20 protein-coding genes and 2 pseudogenes are annotated in these 26,224 nt (G+C 67.7%); 19 read left to right on the forward strand and 3 right to left on the reverse strand.

Features of this window, described 5'->3' with window-relative positions:
• Positions 1 to 1,057: 1,057 nt before the first annotated feature.
• Positions 1,058 to 2,305 (forward strand): annotated as a pseudogene (locus ACFWF1_RS43480) (hypothetical protein); the annotation flags it as partial.
• A gap of 180 nt (positions 2,306 to 2,485) precedes the next feature.
• On the opposite strand, the gene ACFWF1_RS43485 reads toward ACFWF1_RS43480, so the two are convergent.
• Positions 2,486 to 3,034, reverse strand: a complete 549-nt coding sequence (locus ACFWF1_RS43485) for a DUF1062 domain-containing protein (RefSeq protein WP_379292106.1) — start codon at positions 3,032 to 3,034, stop codon at positions 2,486 to 2,488.
• A gap of 414 nt (positions 3,035 to 3,448) precedes the next feature.
• Here ACFWF1_RS43485 and ACFWF1_RS43490 point away from each other — a divergent pair, with 414 nt between their 5' ends.
• The 6 genes from ACFWF1_RS43490 (at position 3,449) to recN (ending at position 8,862) form a co-directional block, all read left to right on the forward strand.
• On the forward strand, positions 3,449 to 3,763 hold the full coding sequence (locus ACFWF1_RS43490; RefSeq protein ID WP_379292105.1) for a hypothetical protein: 315 nt from the start codon (positions 3,449 to 3,451) through the stop codon (positions 3,761 to 3,763).
• A 312-nt stretch (positions 3,764 to 4,075) separates the two neighbouring features.
• Positions 4,076 to 5,011, forward strand: a complete 936-nt coding sequence (locus tag ACFWF1_RS43495; protein ID WP_379292111.1) for an HAD-IIA family hydrolase — start codon at positions 4,076 to 4,078, stop codon at positions 5,009 to 5,011.
• 13 nt (positions 5,012 to 5,024) lie between these two features.
• Complete coding sequence (locus ACFWF1_RS43500) at positions 5,025 to 5,333, forward strand: hypothetical protein (RefSeq protein ID WP_379292104.1); 309 nt, start codon at positions 5,025 to 5,027, stop codon at positions 5,331 to 5,333.
• A gap of 1 nt (position 5,334) precedes the next feature.
• Positions 5,335 to 6,156 (forward strand): TlyA family RNA methyltransferase, encoded by an 822-nt coding sequence (locus ACFWF1_RS43505; RefSeq protein WP_379292103.1) that lies wholly within the window; start codon positions 5,335 to 5,337, stop codon positions 6,154 to 6,156.
• Positions 6,153 to 7,109, forward strand: a complete 957-nt coding sequence (locus ACFWF1_RS43510; protein WP_379292102.1) for an NAD kinase — start codon at positions 6,153 to 6,155, stop codon at positions 7,107 to 7,109. Before ACFWF1_RS43505 ends, ACFWF1_RS43510 begins: the two co-directional genes overlap by 4 nt.
• Positions 7,087 to 8,862: a DNA repair protein RecN gene (gene recN, locus ACFWF1_RS43515; protein ID WP_379292101.1), complete on the forward strand. Its 1,776-nt coding sequence runs from the start codon at positions 7,087 to 7,089 to the stop codon at positions 8,860 to 8,862. Before ACFWF1_RS43510 ends, recN begins: the two co-directional genes overlap by 23 nt.
• Before the next feature lie 276 nt (positions 8,863 to 9,138).
• On the opposite strand, the gene ACFWF1_RS43520 is transcribed toward recN, so the two are convergent.
• Together ACFWF1_RS43520 and ACFWF1_RS43525 are read right to left on the reverse strand one after the other, a co-directional pair.
• Positions 9,139 to 9,558, reverse strand: a complete 420-nt coding sequence (locus ACFWF1_RS43520) for an SRPBCC family protein (protein ID WP_357389908.1) — start codon at positions 9,556 to 9,558, stop codon at positions 9,139 to 9,141.
• Positions 9,559 to 9,666: 108 nt separating this feature from the next.
• Complete coding sequence (locus ACFWF1_RS43525; RefSeq protein WP_379292110.1) at positions 9,667 to 10,686, reverse strand: peptidoglycan DD-metalloendopeptidase family protein; 1,020 nt, start codon at positions 10,684 to 10,686, stop codon at positions 9,667 to 9,669.
• 566 nt (positions 10,687 to 11,252) lie between these two features.
• On the opposite strand from ACFWF1_RS43525, the gene steA reads away from it, so the two are divergent.
• The 12 genes and pseudogenes from steA (at position 11,253) to der (ending at position 25,938) form a co-directional block, all read left to right on the forward strand.
• Positions 11,253 to 12,467, forward strand: a complete 1,215-nt coding sequence (steA, locus tag ACFWF1_RS43530; protein ID WP_379292100.1) for a putative cytokinetic ring protein SteA — start codon at positions 11,253 to 11,255, stop codon at positions 12,465 to 12,467.
• A 36-nt stretch (positions 12,468 to 12,503) separates the two neighbouring features.
• On the forward strand, positions 12,504 to 13,448 hold the full coding sequence (locus ACFWF1_RS43535) for a copper transporter (RefSeq protein WP_379292099.1): 945 nt from the start codon (positions 12,504 to 12,506) through the stop codon (positions 13,446 to 13,448).
• A gap of 178 nt (positions 13,449 to 13,626) precedes the next feature.
• Complete coding sequence (locus ACFWF1_RS43540; RefSeq protein ID WP_379292098.1) at positions 13,627 to 15,348, forward strand: CTP synthase; 1,722 nt, start codon at positions 13,627 to 13,629, stop codon at positions 15,346 to 15,348.
• A gap of 4 nt (positions 15,349 to 15,352) precedes the next feature.
• Positions 15,353 to 16,012 carry an NUDIX domain-containing protein gene (locus tag ACFWF1_RS43545; protein ID WP_379292097.1) on the forward strand — a complete coding sequence of 220 codons (660 nt, stop codon included), beginning with the start codon at positions 15,353 to 15,355 and terminating at the stop codon, positions 16,010 to 16,012.
• A gap of 11 nt (positions 16,013 to 16,023) precedes the next feature.
• Entirely contained in the window at positions 16,024 to 16,977 is a 954-nt protein-coding gene (xerD, locus tag ACFWF1_RS43550) for a site-specific tyrosine recombinase XerD (protein ID WP_379292096.1), read from the forward strand.
• Positions 16,978 to 17,368: 391 nt separating this feature from the next.
• A complete protein-coding gene (locus tag ACFWF1_RS43555; protein WP_379292095.1) occupies positions 17,369 to 17,833 on the forward strand; it encodes a cupin domain-containing protein in 465 nt (154 codons plus the stop codon).
• Positions 17,834 to 18,058: 225 nt separating this feature from the next.
• A complete protein-coding gene (locus tag ACFWF1_RS43560) occupies positions 18,059 to 19,003 on the forward strand; it encodes a ParA family protein (RefSeq protein WP_379292109.1) in 945 nt (314 codons plus the stop codon).
• Positions 19,004 to 19,485: 482 nt separating this feature from the next.
• Positions 19,486 to 20,385: a segregation and condensation protein A gene (locus ACFWF1_RS43565; RefSeq protein WP_379292108.1), complete on the forward strand. Its 900-nt coding sequence runs from the start codon at positions 19,486 to 19,488 to the stop codon at positions 20,383 to 20,385.
• A gap of 800 nt (positions 20,386 to 21,185) precedes the next feature.
• On the forward strand, positions 21,186 to 21,830 hold the full coding sequence (gene scpB, locus ACFWF1_RS43570; protein ID WP_379292107.1) for an SMC-Scp complex subunit ScpB: 645 nt from the start codon (positions 21,186 to 21,188) through the stop codon (positions 21,828 to 21,830).
• Between the two features lie 1,083 nt (positions 21,831 to 22,913).
• Positions 22,914 to 23,774: pseudogene (locus ACFWF1_RS43575) on the forward strand (pseudouridine synthase); the annotation flags it as partial.
• Entirely contained in the window at positions 23,774 to 24,517 is a 744-nt protein-coding gene (gene cmk / locus ACFWF1_RS43580; protein WP_379292094.1) for a (d)CMP kinase, read from the forward strand. The pseudogene ACFWF1_RS43575 and the gene cmk, both read left to right, overlap by 1 nt.
• Before the next feature lie 11 nt (positions 24,518 to 24,528).
• Positions 24,529 to 25,938, forward strand: coding sequence for a ribosome biogenesis GTPase Der (gene der / locus ACFWF1_RS43585; RefSeq protein ID WP_357390530.1), 1,410 nt, complete (start codon positions 24,529 to 24,531; stop codon positions 25,936 to 25,938).
• Positions 25,939 to 26,224 lie beyond the last annotated feature (286 nt).

The following is a 26,224-nucleotide window of genomic DNA, read 5'->3' on the forward strand; positions in this document are numbered from 1 at the left end:
GCCTGCCAGCGCCGATGGTACTGCACTCGACAGGGTGTGGGAGAGTAGGACACCGCCGGAACATCCTTCGCGATAGGGGACCCAGATTCTGGGTCCCCTATCGTCGTTTCAGCACCTAATCGTGCCGAAACCACATCGCTTGCGACTTCTTGCAGGTCGCTCGCACGGTCAGCCGTGTCAGGCCCCCACCAAGACACGTGATTGAATTTGTGGGGCCCCCGACCACTCTTGCGGACCTCAGAAAGGGATCACCGTGTCGGAACAGAACGACGACCGGAAGTCCTCCCCGCGCGGCGAGGGATCCGATCGCCCAGCTCAGGGCAGCGGTGGTGCCGGCAACGACTCCGCCAAGAACCGCCCCGACCGCGAAAGCGGCCAGCGCGGCGGCTTCAAACGAAACAACGACTCCGGCTCCGGCGGAGCGGACCGCCGCGGCGACGCCGGCGGACGCAGCGAATTCGGCCAGCGCGGCGACTCGGCCCAGCGCGGCAGTTCCAGCGACCGTCCCAGCTCGGGCGAACGGGGCGGCTTCAACCGCAGCGGCGATTCGAGCTCGCGCGGTAACGCAGGCGACCGCGGCGGCTTCAACAACCGTAGCGATTCCGGCAGCTCCCACCGCGGTGCTGACTCGGACAACCGCAGCGGTGGATTCAATCGCGGCAGTGACTCCAATGACCGCGGCGGCTTCAACCGCAGTGGCGGCTCTAACCGTGACAGTTCCTCCAGCGACCGCGGCGGCTTCAAACGTAGCGCTGACTCGGCCGGACGCGGCGATTCCAGCCGTGGAAGTTCCAGCGAGAGTGGCGGTTTCAATCGCGGCAGTGACTCGGGCGAGCGCGGCGGATTCAACCGCGGCGGTGGCTCAGGTGACCGTGGTGGTTTCAATCGTGGCAGCGACTCGGGCGACCGTGGCGGATTCAACCGCGGCGGTGGTTCCAGTGATCGTGGTGGTTTCAATCGTGGTGGTGACTCAGGCAGTCGTGGCGGGTTCAACCGCAGCGACTCCAGCGATCGCAGCGGCGCTAACCGCGACAACGCTGCGGGGGACCGCGGCGGTTTCAAACGCGGTGGCGATTCGACCGGACGCAGCGATTCCGGCCGTGGAAGTTCCAGCGACCGTGGTGGTTTCAATCGCAGCGGTGGTTCGGGCGATCGCGGTGGTTTCAACCGTGGCAGCGACTCGGGCGACCGTGGTGGTTTCAACCGTGGCGGCGATTCCGGCGGCCGTGGCGGGTTCAACCGCAGTGGCGGCTCCAATGAGCGCGGCAGCTCTAACCGCGACAGTGCCTCCGGGGATCGTGGTGGTTTCAATCGCAGCGGTTCCGGCGACCGTGGTGGATTCAATCGTGGCAGTGACTCGGGCGACCGTGGCGGGTTCAACCGCAGCGGTGGTTCCAGTGACCGTGGTGGATTCAACCGTGGTGGCGACTCGGGTGGCCGTTCCGACTCGGGTGATCGTGGTGGGTTCAAGCGTGGCGGCGATTCTGGTCGTGGGTTTGATCGCAGCGGCGATTCGCGGGGTAATGGGCCGGATGATCGGCGTCGTGGGGGCGAAGGTGCTCGCAGTGGTGTGGGTGGTGATCGGTCGCAGGATCGGCGTCCGCCGCGTCCCGAGGAGCCCGATCTTCCCGATGACGTGCAGCCGGCCGACTTGGAGCCCGCTGTCCGCCGCGACCTGCTGAGTCTGGACAAGTCGAACGCGGAAGCGGTTGCCCGCCATCTGGTGATGGCCGCCAAACTGATCGATGACGATCCACGCCTGGCCCTCGCACACGCCCGTGCCGCTCGGCAACGCGCGGGCCGCATTGCCGTGGTCCGCGAGACCGCGGGCGTCACCGCCTACCATGCGGGCGAATGGGCCGAAGCGCTCTCCGAGCTGCGTACCGCCCGCCGCATGTCCGGAGGGTCCGGCCTGCTCGCGGTGATGGCCGACTGTGAACGCGGCCTCGGCCGCCCCGAACGCGCCATCGAACTCGGCCGCAGCGACGAGGCTCGCGCCCTCACCGGCGACGAGGCCACCGAACTGCGCATCGTGGTCGCCGGCGCCCGCATGGACCTCGGCGAATACGACCAGGCCGTCGTCACCCTGCAGACGTCCGAACTGGACCCGTCCCGCACCGGCTCCGCCGCCGCGCGCCTCTTCTACGCCTACGCAGACGCTCTCGTCGCCGCAGGCCGCACCGACGAGGGCCTGACCTGGTTCCTCAACGCGGCCTCCGCCGACCTCGACGGCGAAACCGACGCAGAAGAACGCGCCGAAGAACTCACCGGCGGCACCCACCCCGCCGACGACCTCGAGCTGTAGCCAGTGACTACGGCCCGTCCGGCGAATCTCTCCGGGCAGGCCGTAGTCCTGCCTGGCCTCGACGTCGAAACGACGCCGAAGAACTCGCCGTGGGCCCCACCCCACTGACGACCTCGAGCTTTACCCGGTGACTACGGCCTGTCCGGAAAGATGCGGGCAGGCCGTAGTCCTGAGGCTGGCTCAGCGCTTGAGCGTGAAGGTGAAATCGCCCGCGAGCTTGCCGCTCAGGCGGACTGCGGAAACGAGGTTGCCCTCGGCGAGCAGTCGCTCGACCTCGGCTCGCGAAAGGCCGAAACCTTCGGCGATCAGTCGCACCGGCCGGACCGGGATCCGCGCTGCGAAGCCGACCGCGACGTCGACGGCCTCGTCCGCCGGGTGATCTGATCCGCTGGTGTCGAGGCGCCAGGCGTTGTTCCAGTCGAGGGCGATGTGGTTGCGGCGCTGCATGATTGGATCCTGGAGCAGCTCAGCTGTCAGGTCGGGGTTGTTGTCGTGCAGTCGGTCCAGCAGCTCAAGTCGTATCGAACGGACATGCGTTCGGTCCAGGATCGTGAGCTTCACCGTTTCCCCGCACCCGGTACAGAGCGCGAGGAGCCAGGCGTCGATGAGCTTGTGGTTGGCGTTGACGCGAAATTTGCCGCTGGCCCGGAAACGCTCGGACGAGCACGCGTGACAGCGGCGGCGAACAAGTGGCAGACGGGTGGGTACGACCACCCAGTTTTCGAGCATAGAAGTACACCGGTTTCAGTGAGAAGTGGGCAGCACAAAGCAGCGCGGCGCACAGGTGCGGCGCTTCAGTGCTGGGGAGGTCTCACAGGGTGTACAGCGGAATGTCCTTGGCTAGACGGCTTGGTTCGTCAGCACGGTAATGGCACGCGGCGGGACTGTTCCACTGATTTTCGAGCGCGTCGCCGCAAGCGAGATCCTGACCAAAGCGTGCTGACCAGTCTGTTGGCCTACCTGGTCGCGCACCGGGATTCGTTGTGCCCGTTGATCTCTTCGACCGAATGCCCAACTATGGTTGGGCGGACCGCGTAGTGTTCGTGGCGCGAAATCGCTACGGGTGTGCTGACTTCGGGTCGGTGACGCGCGGTATGGGTCGGGGATACATTACGAGACTGTCTGATTTCAAGGAGATGCATGATGAGTAGTGTTCGGGCCGCTGTTTTCGTCGGCTTGGCCGCCGCGGCGTTGACCGCGATGGGTGCCGTTTCGGCCAACGCGGAGCCGTCGAACTACGGCGAGCAGGCCAAGAAGGCCTGCGCCGACGCGGGCTTCGAATACACCGAAAGCATCAACCTGCCCGGCGGCGTCTCCGCCAAGGCGACCTGCCACAAGCCCGGTGAAGACGTAGTCCAGTTCGTCCCGATGCCGAAGGACACGGACTGCTCGCTCCCCGGCATCATGTCGCCGAAGGCGGGCAAGGCCGACGGCCAGGGCAACTGCGTCACTGGCTAATACCCGAGACATGCCCAGCGGGACATGAGGGCGGCGAATCGCGAGAGGAGCCGCCGTCATGTCCCGTTCGTCGTTGTTGGGCACCTTGGGCTGTCGTGAAGAGCCAGATGTTGTCCGCTGCGGCATATGTGAGCCAGCGCTGGTGGGTCGGTGCCATGCGTTTCCTGTCGGACTGCTGGCGTAGTGTTCGGATGTCTCGGCACGGCCGAAGGCCACTGCCTCGGTGCGGTGGCAGGCGTTCGGCGGAGGCAAAGTTCGGCGCTGTACAGGGCAACGATATGGAAGACATGAGGAACATGCGGGGTGCCGGAGTTGGAGACTTTGGATAAGTCGGCGCGGAGCGAGCGGCTACGGGATCGGTACGAAGCCTTGCTGCTGGATCTGGACGGCACCCTGTATCGCGGTGACGCGGTAATCGAGGGTGCGCCGGAGGCGTTGGTTGACGACGGGGCCGCGCAGCGGCTCATGTATGTCACCAACAACGCGAGCAGGGGACCGGGCACGGTCGCCGCGCACCTCACCGAACTCGGGTTTCGCGCGACCACCGATGAAGTGGTGACGAGCGCGCAGGCCGCCGCGCGGCTGCTTGCCGAACGACTGGAGCCGGGGTCGAGCGTGTTGATCATCGGCACCGATGACCTGGCCGCCGAGGTGACCGCGGTGGGTTTGCACCCCATCCGCCGTTTCGACGACACCCCGCCTGCCGCTGTCGTACAAGGACATTCGCCGCAGACCTGCTGGGCCGACCTCGCCGAGGCGGCCTACGCCCTGCGCGCGGACGCACTGTGGGTCGCGGCCAATACCGACAAAACCCTGCCGAACGAGCGCGGACTCGCGCCGGGTAACGGATCGATGGTCGCGGCCCTGCGCACCGCCTCCGATCGCGAACCGATCGTCGCCGGAAAACCCTACGCACCGCTGCTCGAAGACGCTCTCGTGCGCGCCGGCACCCGCAGTGCCTTGGTCGTCGGCGATCGCCTCGACACCGACATCGAGGGCGCGAATACCGTCGGCCTCGAATCGCTGCTGGTCCTGACCGGCGTCAGCACCCTCGACGAGCTGAAAGACGCGTCCGCCGAGTCCATTCCCACCTACGTCGCCGAGTCGTTGGACGCGCTGAACTATCCGCCGATACCCGCCGAAACGGACATCGATCCGAGTGACCTCGCCGCGGACCTGGCCGACCGGTTGCGGCGCAACCCGGGACGAGCCGTGACGGTACGCGCGTCTGGTTCGGAAATCCGATAGCGTTGACGCCACGATGACTACTCCTATGCCCCGCCCCACCGGCCCCGGTATGCCCGGCGCGAACGGCCCCCGCCCGGGCGCCCCGCTGCCCGGCCAGCATCTGCCTGGCGGACCAGGGCGCCCGGAGCCGGCCGACCCGGAGCGCATCCGCAGCGAGATCGACGCCCTGCTCACCGAACTCGCGACGCGCACCAGCTGGCCCGGCTCACCCACCGCGGCCGAGGGTGCCGAATCCGGCACGGATATCACTCGCCGCGCCCGCATCCTGGAGCAGGCGCACGACGTGCTCGTGCAGGCACTGGCCACGGTGGACAAGATCTGAGGTGGCCAGACGCGCGCGCGTGGACGCCGAACTGGTTCGCCGCGGATTGGCGAGATCGCGGGAGCACGCGGTCGAGCTGATCGGGGCCGGTCGCGTCCTGATAGCTGGAACGGTCGCCGTGAAACCGGCGACCGCCGTCGAGGCGGGCACACCGCTGCTGGTCCGTGAGCAGCCCGACGAGGTGTCCTGGGCCTCTCGTGGCGCACACAAGCTGCTCGGCGCGCTGGAGGCGTTCGAGCCCGCCGGACTGACCATCGCGGGTAAGCGCTGCCTCGACGCGGGCGCGTCGACCGGTGGCTTCACCGATGTGCTGCTGTCGCGCGACGCCCGCGAGGTGATCGCGGTGGACGTCGGCTACGGCCAGCTGATCTGGCGGCTGCAGAACGACGATCGGGTGCGGGTGGTCGACCGCACCAACGTGCGCAACATCACCACCGAAACCATCGGCGGCACAGTCGAACTGGTCGTCGGCGACCTCTCCTTCATTTCGCTGGGCCTGGTGCTGCCCGCGCTGGCCGCGTGCACCGCGCCCGGCGGTGACCTGCTGCCGATGGTGAAACCCCAGTTCGAGGTCGGCAAGGACCGCGTCGGTACCGGTGGCGTGGTGCGTGACCCGGCGTTGCGCGCCGAGGCGGTCCGCGAGGTCGCGGCCGCGGCGGCGGCGCTCGGCCTGCGAACCGAGGCCGTTGTGGCGAGCCCGTTGCCGGGCCCGTCGGGCAATGTCGAATACTTCGTATGGCTGCGCAAGGACGGGCAGCCGGAGGACGACGGTGAGCGAGTCGCTGCTCTCGTCGAGCGTGCGGTTGAGGAGGGTCCACAGTGAACGCGACCAGGTCCGGTGGCCGGGAGATCCTGCTGGTGGCGCATCCGGGCCGGGCGGAGATCATCGAGACGGCCCATCGGGTGGCGAAGATCTTCGCCGATGCGGGTATTTGCCTGCGGGTGCTGGCCGACGAGGCCGTCGATACTCGGTTCGAGGCCGCGGCGGGCGGCTATCCGGTGCGGGTGGTCGAGCACGGTCCGGACGCCGCCGTCGGCTGCGAGCTGGCGCTGGTGCTCGGCGGCGACGGCACCTTCCTGCGGGCCGCGGAACTGGCCCGCCCGGCGGGCGTGCCGGTGCTGGGAATCAACCTGGGCCGCATCGGTTTTCTGACCGAGGCCGAGGCCGAGAACCTGGATGACGCGCTGGCACACGTGGTTCGGGGCGACTACCGCATCGAGGACCGGATGACCATCGACGTGACCGTCCGGGTGGACGACGAGGTGGTGCAGACCGGCTGGGCGTTGAACGAGGCAAGCATCGAAAACGCCTCGCGGATAGGCGTATTGGAGTTGGTGCTCGAGGTGGACGGACGGCCGGTGTCGGCGTTCGGCTGTGACGGCATCTTGATCTCCACCCCCACCGGTTCGACCGCGTACGCGTTTTCGGCGGGCGGTCCTGTGGTGTGGCCGGAACTGGAAGCGCTGCTGGTGGTTCCGAGTAACGCGCACGCGTTGTTCGCGCGGCCGCTGGTGACGAGCCCGGAGTCGAGGATCGCGGTGGAATGCGCGGCGACCGGCCACGATGCGATAGTTTTCCTGGATGGCAGGCGCACCGTCGAACTGCCGCGCGGCAGCCGGTTGGAAGCGTTCCGCGGTGCTCAGCCGGTGCGCTGGGTGCGGATCGATTCCGCGCCGTTCGCGGATCGGATGGTGCGCAAGTTCCAATTGCCCGTGACAGGCTGGCGTGGCCGACGGCGGACGGAGAGCTCAAATGCTGACCGAGATCAGGATTGATGGCCTTGGCGTTATCTCAACGGCCACTGCGCAATTCCACGAAGGTCTCACAGTTCTCACCGGCGAGACCGGTGCGGGCAAGACCATGGTGGTCACCAGCCTGCATCTGCTGAGCGGTGCCAGGGCCGACGCGGGCCGGGTTCGGCTCGGTGCCGATCGTGCGGTGGTGGAGGGCCGGTTCACCGTCGACGACGTGAACGACGCCGCCCGCGCGGAGGTAGCACAGGTGCTGGAATCCGCTGCGGCCGTACAGGATGACGACGGCAGCATCATCGCGATCCGCACGGTCGGCAGTGACGGTCGCTCCCGCGCGCATCTGGGTGGGCGTGGTGTACCGGCGTCGGTGCTCGCCGATTTCACCGCGTCGCTGCTCACGGTGCACGGCCAGAACGACCAGTTGCGCTTGCAGCGCCCCGATCAGCAGTTGTCCGCGCTGGACCAGTTCGCCGTCGAGACCGTCGGACCGTTGCTGCGCAAATACACTGTGCAGCGCCGCTCCTGGCTCGATGCCCGCACCGAACTGCTCGAACGGACCGCGCGCAGTAGGGAATTGGCGCAGGAGGCGGACCGGCTGCAGCATTCGCTGTCCGAAATCGACGCCATCGCACCGGAACCCGGCGAGGACGTGCGCATCGTCGACGAGGTGCGCAGGCTCAGCGATCTCGATTCGCTGCGCGAGGGCGCGACGACCGCGCACGATGCGCTCGCCGGACCCGTCGATTCGCCCGAAGAGGGTTCGGGCGCACTGGAATTGCTCGGTGCCGCGCTGGCTCGGATCGACTCGGCCGACGATCCGGCGCTGAAGGCGCTCGGTCCCCGGCTCGGCGAGGCCATCGCGGTGGTGGTGGACCTGACCACCGAACTCAGCGGCTACCTTTCGGATCTGCCGTCCGATCCCGGTGCTCTCGACTCGCTGCTCACCCGCCAGGCCGAGCTCAAGTCGCTGACGCGCAAGTACGCGCCCGACATCGACGGCGTGATCGCCTGGGCCGAGGATGCCCGCACCAAGCTCGGCTCGCTCGATGTGTCCGAGGAAACCCTGGCCGCGTTGGCCGCCGAGGTCGATATCGCGGCCGAGCGGGTCCGGGAGGCGGCGCGCAAGCTGAGTGCCGCGCGCAAGAAGGCCGCGGGCAAGCTCGGGTCGGCGGTGAGCGCCGAATTGGGCGGTCTGGCGATGGGTAAGGCCAGGCTCGAGGTCGAGGTGCGGCCGATGCCCGCGGGACCGCAGGACTCCGCGCCGCTGACCATCGACGGAAAAGATGTGCACGCCGGGTCTTCCGGCATCGACGAGGTGGAGTTCCGGTTGTCCGCGCACTCGGGTGCGCAGTCACTTCCGTTGAGCAAGAGCGCGTCCGGCGGTGAACTCTCCCGGGTGATGCTCGCCCTCGAGGTCGTGCTCGCCAGTTCCGATCACGGCGCGACCATGGTGTTCGACGAGGTCGACGCGGGTGTCGGTGGTCGCGCGGCGGTCGAGATCGGCCGCAGGCTGGCCCGCCTCGCCCGCACCCACCAGGTCATCGTGGTCACCCACCTGCCGCAGGTCGCCGCCTTCGCCGACACCCACCTGGTGGTCGACAAGTCCGACGACGGCAAGGGCAAGGTCAACAGCGGCGTGCACGCCCTCACCAAGGACGAGCGCGTCATCGAATTGGCCCGCATGCTGGCCGGTCTCGACGACACCGAAACCGGCCGAGCCCACGCCGAGGAACTCCTCGACCTCGCCCGCACCGAGAAATCCGGCGCGACCGTCTAACACGTCCCACACCCGCACGCCTTCTGACATACGCACGCGTGTCAGGGCGGCGTGTCTGGGTGCGGGGAATCAGAAGTGGTGCGGCAGGCCGCTGTTGGTGTCCAGCCCTACAGCTTCGTCCGGCGGCCTGCGATCAACTCCTACCGCCCACGCGCGACCGAGTTCACGGTCTGACACCGCAGCCGCACGCCTTCTGACATACGCACGCGTGTCAGGGCGGCGAGTCTGCGTGCGGGACATCAGAAGTCGTGCGGCGGCGGGTGGGGGCCAGCCGAACTAGCGCACGGCCTTCTGGGCGGCCTTGATGAACTGGGTGATCAGGTTCTTCAGGCCGAACTCGAGGACCTTGGCGGGGACGGGGAGGCTGGGCTCGGACTCCATCGTGTAGGAGACGAGCGTGCCGTTGTCGGCGTCGGTGAAGGTCACGACGCCGACGTGCCGCTTCACCGGGGCACCCTTGACGATCTTGTATTCCATCCGCTCACCGGGCACCAGCTTGGTGATCTCCTCGGTGACGCCGACCGGACCGACCCCGAGCAGATGCTGCGCGCCGACCCCTTCGCGCTCGGTGAGCCCGGGCTTGGTCAACTTGACCTGGATCGGAAGGTACGGGCTGATGCTCTCGCGGTCGGCGAAGAGCCGGTACACCACATCGCGCGGGGCGGCGATGACGGCGTCGACAGTCGTGCTGGCCATGGGGTCTCCTCTTCGAGTTACCTGTGACGGGCAGCATATAGGTATCACCTTGGAGACCCATGAGCCGATGTAACCGGTGTCACAGACAGCTGCCCCGATGAACGAAAGTCAGTCGCGCTCTTGGCCGAGGCTGATGCCGCGGGTGGCGAGCCAGGGGAGGGGGTCGATGCGGTTGGTGCCGTTGAGCCAGACCTCGAAGTGGCAGTGCGGGCCGGTGGCCTCGCCGCGGTTGCCGACGGTGGCGATCTGGTCGCCCGCCATGACGCGCTGGCCGACGTTGACCAGTGAGGTGTTGATGTGGCCGTACACCGTGATGGTGCCGTCGTCGCCGAGCAGTCGCACCCACATGCCGAAGCCCTCGGCCGGTCCCGAGCTGATGACGGTGCCGTCCTCCACCGCGACGATCGGGGTGCCGATGGGGGCGGCGACGTCCACGCCGGGGTGCAGTGCGCCCCAGCGCATTCCGTAGCCGGAGGTGAAGGTGCCGGAGGTGAACTTCATGAACAGCGGACGCAGTTTCGCGGCGGCCGCGGCGGATATTTCGTCGGCGACTTTGCTGCCGTTGTCGAGGATGTCGCTGAATTGGCCGAGGTCGGCGGGTCCTTCGTCGAGCAGTCCCGGCTCGGCGGCGGCCGGTTCGATGGTTTGTGCCTGCGGTTGGCCGAGCGCCATCGGGGCCACGGTTTCCACGGGCGGCTTGTCGTTGCTGGTCGACAAGTTCTGGCCGGCGGCGACGAGCGCACCGGCGGCAACCGCGATGATGGCGGCGCGGCCCTTCAGTGCGGCGGGCGGTGCGGGCATCCGATGCTTGCCGCCGCGGCGCTTGGGCCGAACCGGAAGATCGGCGACCGGGGTTGGCTGCGGATCTGCCATCGGGCGCGGGTCGGCCGATCGCGTCCAGTCGTCATTCGACTGTGCCCACTGTTCCTCGGCCTGCCACGAATTGTCCGGCAGCGGCGGTTGATCGGCGGGCGGCCAGGAATCGCGGGGCCGCGTCCGCTGATCGGTGGACGGCCAGGAATTGCCCGGCCGAGTCCGTCGATTCGTCGACGGCCACGAATTGCCTTGCCGCGTCCGCTGATCCGCTGACGGCCGCCGATCGCTCGACCGAGCCCGCTGATCATCCATCGACGGCCACTGGTCCGCGGGCCGCGCCCACTGATCATCCGCCGCCCACTGATCCTCGGCTGCCCACTGCTCCGCCGACGACCATGCGTCGTCCAGCGGCGGCCACGAATCGGCCCGGCCCGCTGAGTAGCCATAACTTTGCTGACTGCTGTCCGAATCACGCAGATCGGCCGCAAATCGCCGATCGGCGTCGAGAGTCCGGTGCCTGCTCATCGAATCGACCGCATTTGTCGGCAATGTCCAGAACCTGGCGAAATCGGAGAAATGTCTGGTCTTCGGCGCAAAAGCCCGGTCTCCCTGGCTATTTCGAGGCACATCACGCAGTCGTCCTTTGTCACGTCTCGTCGAACTGTCGTCGGGGCTGGTCGACGGTAACGAAACGGTAGCGGTCCTGCTCGCCGGACGCGCGCGGTAGCGGTCATTATGTGACGCCCGCCACGTTTGACGCGCCGCATCGAGTTCTTCCGCGTGTCGCGTGTCGTGTCACTGTTGTCACAGTGATGTATGTGGTAGGCCGACGGCGCGCCTCCACCAACGGTTGAGGGTTTGCGGGCAGCATCGGGGCCATGAAGATGCTGGCGTTGTTGTCGAGGAACACCGAAACGCTGCCCGGCCTCTCCGGGATAGCCCGGGTGGATCGCAACACCCGGCGCCTGCTGAAACGGGTCGGACCAGGCGATGTCGTCGTGCTCGACGAGATGGACCTGGATCGGCTCACCGCCGACCGGCTGGTCGAGGCGGGCGTGGCCGCGGTGATCAACACCTCGCCGTCGATCTCCGGCCGCTATCCCAATCTGGGCCCGGAAGTGCTGGTGGCGAACAACATTTTGCTGCTGGACACGGTGAGCTCGGACGCGTTCAGCAAGATCAAGGACGGCGTCAAGGTCCGCATCGACGAGGGCGTCGTCTATGCCGACAAGGTGATCAAGAAGGAGCCCGAGGTCCTGGTCAAGGGCATCGAGCTCACCGATTCCGATATCGCCGAGCGGATGATCGAGGCCCGCAACGGGCTGGCCGACCATCTCGAGGCGTTCGCGGGCAACACCATCGAGTTCATCCGCACCGAGAGCGCGCTGCTGATCGACGGCATCGGCGTGCCGGAGCTGGAACTGTCGATGAAGCACCGGCACGTGGTCGTGGTGGCCGATGGCCCCGATCACGCCGAGGACCTCAAGCGGCTCAAGCCGTTCATCAAGGAGTATGTGCCGATCATGGTCGGCGTCGGTCGCGGCGCGGACACCCTGATGAAGCAGGGCTACCGGCCCGACCTCATCGTCGGCGACCCGGACGAGATCACCAGCGCCACCCTGAAATGCGGCGCCGAGGTGATCCTGCCCGCCGACACCGACGGCCACGCCAAGGGCCTGGAACGCATCCAGGACCTCGGCATCGGCGCGACCACCTTCCCGTCCTCCGGCGCACCCGCCGACCTGGCGCTGCTGCTGGCGCACCATCACGGCGCGTCGCTGATCGTCACCGCGGGCGCCGCCGCTACGCTCGACGACTTCTTCGACCGCAGCCGCCGGGAGAGTAATCCGGCGACCTTCCTCACCCGCCTCAAGCTCGGCACCAAGCTGATGGACGCCAAGGCCGTCGCCACGCTGTATCGAAACCGGGTGTCCGGCATCGGCATCGCGCTGGTGGTGCTCGCCGCCCTGATCGCGGTGATCGTGGTGCTGCTCGCCTCCAACACCGGCACCGACGCCATGGCCTGGGCCGCCGACACCTGGGACCGGTTCGCGCTGTGGGCGCAGGGCCTCGTCGGTGCGGGCGATAAATGACCGTCGGCGCGGGCGATAAATGACCAAGGGAGAACGATGATCTCGTTACGCCAGCACGCCGTTTCGATCGTGGCGATCTTCCTGGCCCTCGCCATCGGCGTGGTGCTCGGCTCGCAGACGCTGGCGGCGGATCTGCTGTCGGGGCTGCGCGCGGACAAATCGGATCTGCGTCAACAGGTCGACACGGTGTCGGACCAGAACCGGCGCCTCACCGATCAGCTCAACGGGGCCGACCGCTTCATCGCGGGCGCCGCGGGCCGCATCCTCGGCGGCACCCTGGCCGATCGCACCGTCGCGGTGTTCACTACCCCCGACGCCGATCCCGCCGACATCGAGGGCGTGACCAAGTCCCTCGAAACCTCGGGCGTCACCATCACCGGCCGCATCTCGCTCACCGACGCCTTCGTCGACGCCACCGAGGGCGACCGGATGCGCACCACGGTCACCAACGTCATCCCCGCCGGCGCCCAATTGCGCACCGGCGCAGTCGATCAGGGCAGCATGGCCGGCGACCTGCTCGGCATGGTCGTGCTGCTCGATCCGGCCAACGGGCAAACCCGCGGCACCCCACAGGAACTCGGCCTGGTCCTGGAAACGCTGCGCGGCGGCGGCTTCCTCGCCTACGGCGACACCCCGGTGCGCCCGGCCCAGTCCGCGGTCGTCATCACCGGCAACGGCGCGAAGTCCGGCGAGAACAGCCAGGGCGCCAACATCGCGCGCTTCGCCGGTGCCTTGCGTGGGCGCGGCGCGGGCGTCGTGCTGGCCGGCCGTTCCGGCGCGGCCGAGAACCCGGGACCACTCGCCATCGTTCGCTCCGACGGCCCGCTGGCCACGTCTGTCAGCACCGTCGACAACCTCGACCGCGAGATCGGACGGGTCACCACCGTGCTCGCGCTGAGCGAACAGCTGAACGGCGGCACCGGCCGATACGGCACCGGCGAGAAGGCGACCTCCCTCACACTCGCGTCCGCACCTCGATAACAGCACGTCTACCTGAAGCACCGACGGTCAAAACTCACCTGACCACCATGCGCGAGTCTCGACAGCTCGGACGCGCGACACCCGGGGGCCGCGACCCCGCCGCGCCCGCGCGGCATATACACAGCAAACGTGCGTGGCGTTAGAACTGGACGCCTGATCCGTGTTACCGTGAAGACCCGTGGGTCATACACGGAATCAGGCGCGAACGGCCACGAAGCACATCTTCGTCAGCGGTGGAGTCGCCTCCTCATTGGGTAAAGGTCTTACCGCCTCCAGCCTCGGTCAGCTGTTGACGGCGCGTGGACTGCGCGTCACGATGCAGAAACTCGACCCGTATTTGAACGTCGATCCCGGCACCATGAACCCCTTCCAGCATGGAGAGGTTTTCGTGACGGAGGACGGGGCCGAGACCGATCTGGATGTCGGTCACTACGAGCGGTTCCTCGACAGGGACCTGACCCGGGACGCGAATGTCACGACCGGGCAAATCTATTCGACAGTCATCGCCAAGGAACGCCGCGGCGAGTATCTCGGTGACACGGTGCAGGTGATCCCGCACATCACCGATGAGATCAAGAGCCGGGTGCTCGCTATGAGCGCGCCGGATGCCGACGATCAGACGCCTGACGTGGTCATCACCGAGATCGGTGGCACTGTCGGCGATATCGAGTCGCAGCCGTTCCTCGAGGCGGCTCGCCAGATCCGTCACGATGTCGGCCGGGACAACGTTTTCTTTCTGCACGTCTCGCTGGTGCCTTACCTCGCCCCGTCGGGTGAGCTCAAGACCAAGCCGACTCAGCACTCGGTGGCGGCCTTGCGCAATATCGGCATCCAGCCCGATGCGCTGATCCTGCGTTGCGATCGTGAGGTGCCGCAGGCGCTGAAGAGCAAGATCGCGCTGATGTGTGACGTCGACGTCGACGCCTGCATCTCCACCCCGGACGCGCCGTCGATCTATGACATCCCGCGCGTGCTGCATCGCGAAGGCCTGGACGCCTATGTGGTGCGCAAGCTCGGTTTGCCGTTCCGCGATGTGGACTGGACCGTGTGGGGCGATCTGCTCGATCGGGTGCATTCGCCGCGCGAGACGGTCGAGGTCGCGCTCGTCGGCAAGTATGTCGACCTGCCCGATGCTTACCTGTCGGTCACCGAGGCGTTGCGCGCGGGCGGGTTCGCGTCGCGGGCCAAGGTGCTCATCCGCTGGGTGCCGTCGGACGAGTGCGAGACCCCGGCGGGTGCGCAGGCCGCGTTGCGTGACGTGGATGCGGTGCTGATCCCCGGCGGCTTCGGTATTCGCGGCATCGAGGGCAAGGTCGGTGCCATCCGGTATGCCCGTGCTCGCGGTATTCCGCTGCTCGGGCTGTGCCTCGGATTGCAGTGTGTGGTCATCGAGGCGGCGCGTTCGGTCGGTTTGGCCGAGGCCAACTCGGCCGAATTCGAGCCGGACACACCGCATCCCGTCATCTCCACGATGGCCGATCAGGAACAGGCGGTCGCGGGTGAGGCCGATCTCGGTGGCACCATGCGGCTCGGCGCTTACCCGGCCACCCTGGCGAAGGGTTCGGTCGTCGCGCAGGCGTATGGCAGCGAGCAGGTTTCCGAGCGGCACCGGCACCGCTATGAGGTGAACAACGCCTACCGTGATCGGATCGCCAAGAGCGGGCTGCGGTTCAGCGGCACCTCGCCGGACGGGCATCTGGTGGAGTTCGTCGAGCTGCCCGCCGACGTGCACCCGTTCTTCGTCGCCACCCAGGCGCACCCGGAGCTCAAGAGCCGTCCGACCCGTCCGCACCCGCTGTTCGCGGCGCTGGTCGCGGCGGCACTGAAATACAAGCTCGCCGAGCGTCTTCCGGTCGACATCCCGGACGAGGAATTCGCGAGCGCGGCGGACCAGGCCTAAGGCGATGACGCAGGACGGTGGCACCGAAGCGGGCAGCCACGATTTCGAGACCGTATCCAGCGAGACCGTCTACAGCGGCGCCATCCTGGCGTTGCGGCTCGATCAGGTGCGGATGCCCGGCGGCAAGGTCGCCGAGCGTGAGGTGATCGAGCATCACGGTGCCGTCGCGGTCGCCGCGATCGATGACGACGACAATGTGGTGCTGATCAACCAGTACCGGCATCCGATCGGCAGGCGGCTACTCGAGCTGCCCGCCGGCCTGCTCGACCTGCCCGGCGAGGACCCGCTCGTCGCCGCGCAGCGCGAGCTCGCCGAGGAGACCGGGCTGGCCGCCCGCGAATGGCAGGTGCTGGTGGATGTGGCGCTCTCGCCGGGATTCACCGATGAGGCGTTGCGGGTGTATTACGCCCGCGGGCTCTATGAAACCGACCGTCCGGAGCCGGAATTCGAGGAGGCCGACCTGAAAGTCGTGCGGATGCCGGTGGATGAAGCGGTGCGCGCGGCGTTGGCCGGGGAGATCGTCAACGCGACCGCCGTGGCCGGTGTCTTCGCGCTGGCCGCGGCGCGGGCGGGCAATGCCGAGCTACGGCCCGCAGATGCGCCGTGGCCCGGGCAGCCCACCGCGTTCCTGCGCCGCAAGGCCGCCGCGAAGACGACGGACTGACGGGGCCGCGGGTGCTCGCGCGGGAATTGGACGCCTACCTCGACCATCTCGCGGTCGAGCGCGGCGCGGCGCGCAACACCCTCGGCGCCTACCGGCGTGACCTCGGCCGGTACCTCGACTTCCTGACCGGGCGCGGGATCGCCGCGCTCGATCAGGTCGCCGAGGCCGACGTCGCCGAGTTCACCATGGCGTTGCGGGCGGGCGGCACCGAATTCCCGCCGCTGGCCGCGAGTTCGGTGGCCCGCGCGTTGATCGCGGTGCGCGGGCTGCACCGGTTCGCCGCGGCCGAGGGGATCACCACCACCGATGTCGCGCATGCGGTGAAGCCGCCCGCACCTGGTCGCAGGCTGCCCAAGGCGCTGCCTTATGACCAGGTGCTGAAGCTGCTCGAGGCCGCGGGTGGCGGTTCGGTGAGCGATCCCGATGCCGCACCGGGGACCGATGGCGGCCCGCGTGGGCTGCGCGATCGTGCGCTGTTGGAACTGCTCTACTCCACTGGCGCACGGATTTCCGAGATGGTCGGCCTCGACGTCGACGACATCGACACCGACGAACGCGCCGTCGTACTGCACGGCAAGGGCGGCAAACAACGCATGGTGCCGATCGGCAGACCCGCACTGGCCTCGGTCGACGCATACCTGGTCCGGGGGCGACCCAAGCTCGCCGCGAACGGAAAAGGCAACGCGGGTGCGCTGTTTCTCAACGCACGCGGCGGGCGGTTGTCGCGGCAAAGTGCCTGGCAGGTGCTGCAGACCGCGGCCGAACGCGCAGGCATCGGCGCCACCGTCTCACCGCACACATTGCGTCACTCCTTCGCCACCCACCTACTCGACGGCGGCGCGGATGTCCGCGTAGTCCAAGAACTCCTAGGCCACGCCTCCGTAACCACCACCCAGATCTACACCCTGGTCACCGTCAACACGTTGCGCGAGGTCTGGGCCACCGCCCACCCCCGCGCCCGCTGATCGAGGCGAGTCAAATGGTCGTTCTCGGACATCGAGGCGAGTCAAATGGTCGCTGCACAAGATCTTTTAGCGACCATTTGACTCTCCCCGATCAGCACTTATGTTGTGCGAGGCCGGAACCCCACCGCCCGCGCCCGAGGCGGGTGTCAGCCGAGTAGGACGTCGAGGCGAGTCAAATGGTCGCCAATTGATCCCGTACAGCGACCATTTGACTCGCCTCGATCGCGGCAGGCTCTCGACAGACCCGACGCTGACCTCGTCAGGGGTGCCTTTCGAGCACTGCGCGACTCTTCAGCGTTCATCGTGGAAGAAACTGGACTTTGGTCCGGTTGATCTTCGGTGTCGGGGTCCGCGCCGTGCGGCTCGGCGTGCGCGACGTGAGGTGAGTTGAATGGCAAAGGCTTTCATCGTCCAGGAATCCGAGGTCGAAGCAGTAGCCCTGCCTGGCGGCGGGTCCTTCCTGCTGTTGGAGGACAGTCAGAACTCTGAGGGCTTGTTCGGCGCGAACCGGCTTGGGCTCGCTGCGGGTGCGAATGGCACTCGGCCGCATCATCACACGCAGTCCACGGAGATCTTCTACGTCCTCGGCGGCACCATGGAATTTCTCGTCGACGGCGAACTGAGCTCGGTGCGTAAGGGTGGGCTGGTCGTTGTCCCGCCCGGCACGGTGCATGCGTTCGGTGCGTCCGTGGACGGGCCCGCCGAGTTTTTCGCTGTGCTGACACCAGGTATCGTCCGTTTCGAGTACTTTCGGCAGCTCGGTCGAATTGCCCGCGGGGAGGCGGAATGGGACAGCATGGATGAGTTGCACGACCGCTTCGACGTGCATTTCGACGGTGACCCGGAGTGGCGCTGAGCGATACGCGGTAGCGTCTTGCTGTTCGCGGCACGGCGTGGTGCTGCGAACACGCCGCGCGCGTCGCGGCACTTGCACCCTCGTACGCGGTAGCGTCTATCGGGAGTCGGACCGTACGAAAGCGAGGGTCGGGCCTGATCGGCCTCGCTACGCTCGGCGAGGCAACGGGCAGGAACGTATAAGGAGCAGCGGATCGTGACATCAGCCGAAGCGGCAGAGCCGCCGATGGGTGCTGGGGCGGAGCCGCGCACAGGGCAGCGCACCGGTCCGTACTCGGAGGCTGCGGCCGAAACCCTGTGGGGCACCGGGGCCGAACCGGTCCCGGAGGACGCGGCACTCGGACCCACCGGGCGCCCACTGCGCCTCGTGCCGGACCCGCCACCGCTCGAGCGGCACGGCGACGCCCTCATCGTCGCCATGTGCAACCAGAAGGGCGGCGTCGGCAAGACGACCTCCACCATCAATCTCGGTGCCTCGCTGGCCGAATACGGGCGCAAGGTGCTGCTGGTCGACCTGGACCCGCAGGGCGCGCTGTCCGCGGGATTGGGTGTGGCCCACCATGATCTCGACCTCACCGTGCACGACCTGCTCGTCGGTTCCAAGGGGTCGATCGATGACGTGCTGATGCCCACCCGCGTCGAGAACATGGATCTGCTGCCCAGCAATATCGACCTGTCGGCGGCGGAAATCCAGCTCGTCAACGAGGTCGGTCGCGAGCATTCCCTCGGCCGGGCATTGCATCCCATCCGCGACAAGTACGACTACATCATCATCGACTGTCAGCCCTCGCTCGGTTTACTCACCGTCAATGCGTTGGCTTGTTCGGACGGTGTGATCATTCCGATGGAATGCGAGTACTTCTCGCTGCGCGGGCTCGCACTGCTCAACGACACCGTGGAAAAGGTGCGCGATCGGCTGAATCCGAGGCTGAGCCTGTACGGGATAGTGGTCACCATGTTCGACGCCCGACTACTGCACTCACGTCAGGTGATGGCACGCGTCGTCGAGGTGTTCGGCGACCTGGTCTACGACGCCGCGATCTCGCGCACCGTCCGCTTCCCGGACGCCAGCGTGGCAGGCGAACCGATCACCACCTGGGCACCGAAATCCGGTGGAGCCGAAGCATATCGGGCGATGGCGCGGGAAGTCATCCACCGGTCGGGCCGGTGATCGGCGGCACCGACGCCGCGCCACCCGCTACCAACCACTCGACCGGCCAAGGGGTCGCGCACGGCGACGACCACCCGTCGGGCGACCTCTTGGAGCGAGCCTCCGCGCGCGCCGACGACCCAGACGAACCGCCCACCCCGCCGGACCTGGACGCATCCCACAACACCCCGGTAGCCGATGATGTCGACATGCCCGCCGACCCTTCCCCCGCAGACTCCGCTTCGGAGCCGACCACCGCGGACGATGTCGCCGAGCGCGCGGGAGACTCCGATGCCCCTGCGGTTCCGGCGGGCGCCGTCCAGCGCGCGGCCGATTCCAGCGACGCGGATGATGCTGCGTTGGTTGTGGATACGGCCGTGCCCGCTGACGATGCGCCCACGCCCGGCGGCGATACGGCCGTGCCTGGCAGCGTTGCGGCCGTGCCTGGCAAAACTGCATCCACGCCCGGCGGCGATGGGTCCGTGCCCGCCAGCGATGCGGCCGTGCCCGGCGATGCTGCGGCCGATGGTGTCGACGCGACCTCCGGTGGCGATGCCGCGCCCGAGGAGAAGAAGTCCGGATTTCATCTGCGGCTGAGTAACTTTCAAGGGCCGTTCGATCTGTTGCTGACGCTGATCAGTTCGCGCAAGCTCGACGTGACCGAGGTGGCGTTGCATCAGGTCACCGACGAGTTCATCGCCTACACCAAGGCGTTGACCGCGGCCCTGTCCGACGATGCCACGCATAAACTTCGGGCCGACAAGATCCTGGATCAGACCACCGAATTCCTGGTTGTCGCGGCCACATTGCTCGACCTCAAGGCGGCGCGGCTGCTGCCGTCGGGGGAGATGACCGACGCCGAGGACCTCGAACTGCTCGAGGCGCGCGACCTGCTCTTCGCGCGGCTGCTGCAATACCGGGCGTTCAAACAGGTGGCCGAGCTGTTCGGCGAACTGGAGGCTGTTGCGCTGCGGCGATACCCGCGCGCGGTCGGCCTGGAGGACTGCTTCGCCGACCTGCTGCCCGAGGTTACGCTGGGAGTAGACGCGCACGAGTTCGCCGCGATCGCCGCAGCCGCCTTCCGTCCCCGCCCGGTGCCGAGGGTCGGCCTCGACCACCTGCACGCGCATTCCATTTCGGTCGCCGAACAGGCCGCACTCGTACTCGAACGCCTCAAACTGCGTGGCAAAGGCGGCTGGACCACCTTCAGTGAACTGGTCGACGACTGCACCGTCCCGATCGAGATCGTCGCCCGCTTCCTGGCCCTGCTGGAGCTGTACCGAGGCAAAACGATCGAGTTCGATCAGCCCGACCAACTCGGCCAACTGTCGGTCAGCTGGATCGGCGACGACGTCCCGGACGCCGAGCAGGCGGACCTGAATATCGAGGAGGACTACGGGTGAACGACTCCGTGGACGCCGACGTCTCGGATACGCGGGACGCCGACGCCGACGCGACGGAAACCGTCCGCGAGCACACCGACGCGGCCGGGCACTCCGCCGACGCGACACCCTCGGACGCCTCCGCGCACGCCGTCTCCAGCGAAACCGCGGTACCCGCGAAGGAGTCCGCCGCCTCTGCCGCCGTCACCGAGGCTCCGGCGGTAGACGACCAGGTTCCGGTTGACGCCGACGTCACGGCGTCGGTTGCTGATGACGCGACTTCAGTTGCAGATGGTGCGACTCCGGCTGTCGATGCCAAGTCCTCCGCTGCACGCAAGGCGACCCGGGCTGCTGACAACGCGACCTCGGCCGCTGACGACGTGACGTTGGTTGCCGGCGACGCCACTCCGGTCTCCGATGCCGCGACCTCGGTTGCTGATGAGGTGACTTCGGCCGCTGATGGCGCGACCCGGTCCGCTGATGCCGCGACGACGGACGTCGACGACGCGACTTCGGTTGTCGATGACACGCCACCATCGCGCGATTTGGCGAGCGCCGCGTCGAGTGAAGCAGCTGTGGCCGGGAAGAATTCCGCCACATCTGGCGCTGACATCGAGGTTCCGGTGGCGGACGGCCTGGCTCGGGATGATGTTGATGGCGCGGTTCCGGTTGCCGGTGACGCGACGTCCGATGCTGACGACGTGACGTCGAACTCCGTGGATGCGACTCCAGACGACGACGCGAATCCGGACGTCGACGACGCGAACTCAGCCACCCACGACGCGACACCAGTCGCCAATGACGCAGTCGCCGACAGCACAGTGTCGGAGTTCACCCCCGAGCATCTCGAGGACGCTGAATTTCGTTCGGCGTTGGAGGCGATGTTGCTTGTCGTCGACGCTCCGGCCCCGGTAGAGCAGCTGGCGGCGGCCCTCGACGACACCACCGAGCGGGTGGATGAGGTGCTGCGGGAGATGCGGGCGGAACTGTCCGCGCGGGGCAGTGGGATCGATCTGCGTTTCGTCGGGGACGGCTGGCGCTTCTATACTCGCAGCGAGTACGCGCCATATGTTGAAAGGGTGCTGCTCGATGGCGCCCGCACCAAATTGACGCGGGCGGCGTTGGAAACTCTGGCGGTGGTGGCATACCGTCAGCCGGTGACCCGGACCAGGGTCAGCGCGGTGCGCGGCGTGAACGTCGATGGGGTGATGCGCACGCTGCTGGCCAGGGGCCTGCTCGCCGAGGCAGGCGTCGACCCGGAAACCAACGGGACGATGTATTGCACGACCGAGTTGTTCCTGGAGCGGATCGGACTCGCGTCGCTGACCGATTTGCCGCCGCTGGCGCCCCTGCTCCCGGGCGTCGACCTGATCGATGAGATCAACGAGAGCCTGGATACGGACCCCCGTTACACCAGGCTGAAAAAACCCGCCGAGGCCGACTTGGACCTTGGCAGCGAGGATTGACAGGACAAAATGAATACTTCCGCTCGCCGAGATGGCACACCGGATCGCAGGAAACGCAATGACGAGCAGCAGCGTCCCGTAAGAGGCGCAGGCGCTGCTCGAAGGGGGACCGAACGCGGCGCAGCGCGCGGCGAGGGCGGCTACCGCGGCGCAGCGCCGTCGAGCCCCTCGCGCGGAAACGCGCAGGGCGGCAACGCATATCGCGGCGGCGCCACGCAGGGCAGCAGCTACCGCGACCGTTCGGAAGGCGGCAACGCACGCGACCGTGGTTCCGCGCAAGGCTCCTATCGTGACCGTTCCGAAGGCGGCAATTCCTACCGCGGCCGTAGCGAAGGCTCCCCGCAGGGCGGCTACCGCGGCTCGCGAGACAACGCCCAGGGTGGCTACCGCGGCAGCTCCACACAAGGCGGCGGCTCTCGCTCCGAGGGCGGCAGTTCTTATCGCGGCAGCCGCGATGGCAACGCGCAGGGCGGCGGATATCGCGGCAGTTCGTCGCAGGGCGGCAGCTCCTACCGCGGCACTTCCTCGCAGAGCGGCAGCTCCTACCGTGATCGCTCCGATAACGGCAGCGGATACCGCGGCCGTTCCGAAGGCGGTTCGTCGCAGGGCGGATACCGCGGCCGTTCCGAAGGTGGCTCGTCGCAGGGCGGCTACCGCGAGCGTTCCGAGGGCGGCAACGCGTATCGCGGCCGTTCCGAGGGTGGTTCCGCGCAGAGTGGCAGCGGATATCGCGGCAGTTCGTCGCAGGGTGGCAGCTCGTACCGTGACCGTTCCGAAGGTGGCAGTGGATATCGCGGCCGCAGCGAAGGCGGCGCGTCGCAGGGCAGCTCCTACCGTGACCGCAGCGAGGCCGGCTCCGGTGGCAACGCGTACCGTGGTCGTTCCGAAGGCAGCTCCGACACCTACCGCGACCGCAGCGAAGCCGGCTCCGGTGGCAACGCCTACCGTGGCCGCGCCGAAGGCAACTCCGGCCAGAACGACAACGCACAGTCCGGCAACTCCTATCGTGGTGCCGCATCCACCGCCCGCGGCACCGCATCGAACGGCATCCCGCAGCGCCGCGCCGCGCAGCCCGCGCCGACCGGCAAGAAGAAGAACCCGAAGCCACAGAAGCAGACTCAGTCGAACCCGCTGCTGAACAACGCCAAGCCCGCCAAGCGTCAGCATGTCGAGCCCGCCGCGTCCGAGGGCCACGAAAAAATGCCGTGGGGTGAGGGCGAACGTTTGCAGAAGGTCCTCGCCAAGGCGGGTGTCGCCTCGCGTCGCGCCGCCGAGGAGATGATCGCCCAGGGTCGCGTCGAGGTCGACGGTGCCATCGTGGTCGAGCAGGGCCTGCGCATCGATCCCGAGGTCGCGGTGGTCCGGGTCGACGGCACTCGCGTGATGGTGCGCTCCGAGCTGGTGCACATCGTGCTGAACAAGCCCAAGGGCTGGCAGTCCACCATGTCCGACGATCTCGGCCGTCCCTGCGTCGGTGACATCGTCGCCGAGCGGGTCGCGGCGGGTCAGCGCCTGTTCCACGTCGGCCGCTTGGACGCCGACACCGAGGGCCTGCTGCTGCTCACCAACGACGGTGACCTCGCGCACCGGCTCATGCACCCGTCCTACGAGGTCTCCAAGACCTACCTGGCCACGGTCAACGGCGAGGTGCACAAGGGCATCGGCAAGAAGCTCAAGGACGGTATCGAACTGGAGGACGGCCCGGCGAAGGTCGACAGCTTCCAGGTGCTCGAAATCAATGAGGGACGTTCCCTCGTGAAACTGGTGTTGCACGAAGGGCGTAAGCACATCGTGCGCCGCCTGCTCGACGCGGTCGGCCATCCGGTGAGCCGGCTGGTGCGCACCAATATCGGTCCGGTCGCGCTCGGCGACCAACGGCCCGGCACGCTGCGTGTGCTCGGTCGCGGTGAAATCGGCAAACTCTACGAGGCGGTGTCGTTGTGATGGGTGTGGAGATTCCGGTCGAGGCGCCCCGGCAGATGTCGGGGACCAGTCCGCTCGTCGTCGCGATGGACGGCCCGTCCGGCACCGGTAAATCCAGCGTCTCGCGCCGGCTCGCCACCCGGCTCGGCGCCCGCTACCTGGACACGGGTGCGATGTACCGGGTCGCGACGCTGCGCGTGCTGCGCGTCGGCATCGAGCTCACCGACGCCGCTGCCATCGGTGCGGCCGTCAAGGAGCTGCCGCTGTCGATCGGCACCGATCCGAGCCGCGAGGTGATCCAGCTCGACGGCGAGGATGTGTCCTCGGAGATCCGCGGCGATGCCGTCACCAAGGCCGTTTCGGCGGTCTCGGCGGTGTCCGAGGTGCGTGATCTGCTCGTCGCGCTGCAACGCGAAATCGCCACGGCCGCACAGCGAATCGTGGTCGAGGGCCGTGACATCGGCACCGTGGTGCTGACCGACGCGGACGCCAAGATCTACCTGACCGCCTCGGCCGAGGCTCGCGCGCACCGGCGCAACCAGCAGAACATCGCCGAAGGCCGCGGCGACGACTACGAGGCCGTGCTCGCCGACGTGCAGCGGCGCGACAACCTCGATTCCACCCGCAAGGTGTCCCCACTGCGTCCGGCCGACGACGCCGTGCTGGTCGACACCAGCGACCTGAACATGGATGAGGTCATCGACGAGCTGTATCGCGTTGTCGCGCAGCAGATTTCGGCGACCAGGACGGGAGGTCCGCAGTGACTGAAGACGTGATGGCCGGCGACGGCATCTGGAGTGACGAAACCGATTGGGAGCTCACCGATCTCGACGGCGAGTTCGAGGGCGAAGAAGTACTGGCGATGCCGACGGTGGCCGTGGTCGGCCGCCCGAACGTCGGCAAGTCGACCCTGGTGAACCGCATCCTCGGCCGCCGCGAGGCTGTTGTCGAGGACATCCCCGGCGTCACCCGCGACCGAATCTCCTACGAGGCCAACTGGTCTGGGCGCCGCTTCCTGGTGCAGGACACCGGTGGCTGGGAGCCCGACGCCAAGGGCCTGCAGCAGTCGGTGGCCCGCCAGGCCGAGGTGGCCATGCAGACCGCCGACGCGATCCTGCTCGTGGTCGACGCCGTGGTCGGCGCCACCGCCACCGACGAGGCCGCGGTGAAGAAGCTGCGCCGCTCCGAGATCCCGGTCATCCTGGTCGCCAACAAGGTCGACGACCAGAAGGTCGAATCCGAAGCGGCCGCGCTGTGGTCGCTCGGTCTCGGCGAGCCGAGGATGGTCAGCGCCGCGCACGGTCGCGGCACCGGCGATCTGCTCGACGACGTGCTCGCCGTGCTGCCGGAAACTCCGCGCGAAGGCACCGGCGGCGCGGGTCCGCGCCGGGTCGCGCTGGTCGGCAAGCCGAATGTCGGCAAGTCCAGCCTGTTGAACAAGCTGGCCGACGATGAGCGCTCGGTCGTGCACGATGTCGCGGGCACCACCGTCGACCCGGTCGACTCGCTGGTCGATCTGGGCGGCAAGATCTGGAAGTTCGTCGACACCGCCGGGCTGCGCCGCAAGGTCTCGCACGCCAACGGCACCGAGTTCTACGCCTCGTTGCGCACCAAGGCGGCCCTGGAGGCCTCTGAGGTCGCGATCATGCTGGTCGACGCCTCCGAGCCGATCACCGAACAGGACCTGCGGGTGATCAGCATGGTCGCCGACTCCGGTCGCGCGCTCGTGCTCGCCTTCAACAAGTGGGACCTGGTCGACGAGGACCGCCGCCTGCAACTGGACCGCGAGGTCGACCGCGACCTGGTCCGCGTCCCCTGGGCGCAGCGGGTCAACATCTCCGCACACACCGGCCGCTCGGTGCAAAAACTGGTGCCCGCCATGGAAACCGCGCTCGAGTCCTGGGACAAGCGCATCTCCACCGGCCGCCTGAACACCTGGCTCAAGGAAGTCGTCGCGGCCACCCCACCCCCGATGCGCGGCGGCCGCCTGCCCCGCATCCTGTTCGCCACCCAGGCAACCACCCGCCCCCCGACGTTCGTCCTGTTCACCACCGGCTTCCTCGAGGCAGGCTACCGCCGCTTCCTGGAACGCCGCCTGCGCGAAGAGTTCAACTTCGACGGCTCCCCAGTCCGCATCTCGGTCCGCGTCCGCGAAAAGCGCGAACGCACCTCCAAGAAGCGCTGACCACCTTAACCACCCGACAGAGCCCCGAGACGCCCCCGTCCCGGGGCTCTGTCACGCTCAGGGAGAACTGGTGCAGCCATCGCCCGGCGAGAACCCGCCAACACCGGTTCCCCTAATCACGACCCCACCCACTGACACCAGAATCCGCACCCTCACTCGGGACCTGCACTCGCTCTAGGGCCCTATAGCCAGTCTCAACTGACAGCACATCCCTGACACTCCAGTGACAGGACATCCCGGACACTGACCGGTCGGTCGATGAGTGTTCATCGATGGGCCAGAAGGT

The sequence above is a fragment of the Nocardia sp. NPDC060255 genome (assembly GCF_042727395.1).
GTDB lineage: Bacteria > Actinomycetota > Actinomycetes > Mycobacteriales > Mycobacteriaceae > Nocardia.

Excerpts from the sequence above, each read along its gene's own strand:
- ACFWF1_RS43485 (WP_379292106.1), bottom strand. The coding sequence starts at position 3,034 with ATGCTCGAAAACTGGGTGGTCGTACCCACCCGTCTGCCACTTGTTCGC.
- ACFWF1_RS43490 (WP_379292105.1), top strand. The coding sequence starts at position 3,449 with ATGAGTAGTGTTCGGGCCGCTGTTTTCGTCGGCTTGGCCGCCGCGGCG.
- ACFWF1_RS43500 (WP_379292104.1), top strand. The coding sequence starts at position 5,025 with ATGACTACTCCTATGCCCCGCCCCACCGGCCCCGGTATGCCCGGCGCG.
- recN (WP_379292101.1), top strand. The coding sequence starts at position 7,087 with ATGCTGACCGAGATCAGGATTGATGGCCTTGGCGTTATCTCAACGGCC.
- ACFWF1_RS43520 (WP_357389908.1), bottom strand. The coding sequence starts at position 9,558 with ATGGCCAGCACGACTGTCGACGCCGTCATCGCCGCCCCGCGCGATGTG.
- ACFWF1_RS43525 (WP_379292110.1), bottom strand. The coding sequence starts at position 10,686 with ATGGATGATCAGCGGGCTCGGTCGAGCGATCGGCGGCCGTCAGCGGAT.
- steA (WP_379292100.1), top strand. The coding sequence starts at position 11,253 with ATGAAGATGCTGGCGTTGTTGTCGAGGAACACCGAAACGCTGCCCGGC.
- ACFWF1_RS43535 (WP_379292099.1), top strand. The coding sequence starts at position 12,504 with ATGATCTCGTTACGCCAGCACGCCGTTTCGATCGTGGCGATCTTCCTG.
- ACFWF1_RS43545 (WP_379292097.1), top strand. The coding sequence starts at position 15,353 with ATGACGCAGGACGGTGGCACCGAAGCGGGCAGCCACGATTTCGAGACC.
- ACFWF1_RS43555 (WP_379292095.1), top strand. The coding sequence starts at position 17,369 with ATGGCAAAGGCTTTCATCGTCCAGGAATCCGAGGTCGAAGCAGTAGCC.
- ACFWF1_RS43560 (WP_379292109.1), top strand. The coding sequence starts at position 18,059 with ATGGGTGCTGGGGCGGAGCCGCGCACAGGGCAGCGCACCGGTCCGTAC.
- cmk (WP_379292094.1), top strand. The coding sequence starts at position 23,774 with ATGGGTGTGGAGATTCCGGTCGAGGCGCCCCGGCAGATGTCGGGGACC.
- der (WP_357390530.1), top strand. The coding sequence starts at position 24,529 with ATGGCCGGCGACGGCATCTGGAGTGACGAAACCGATTGGGAGCTCACC.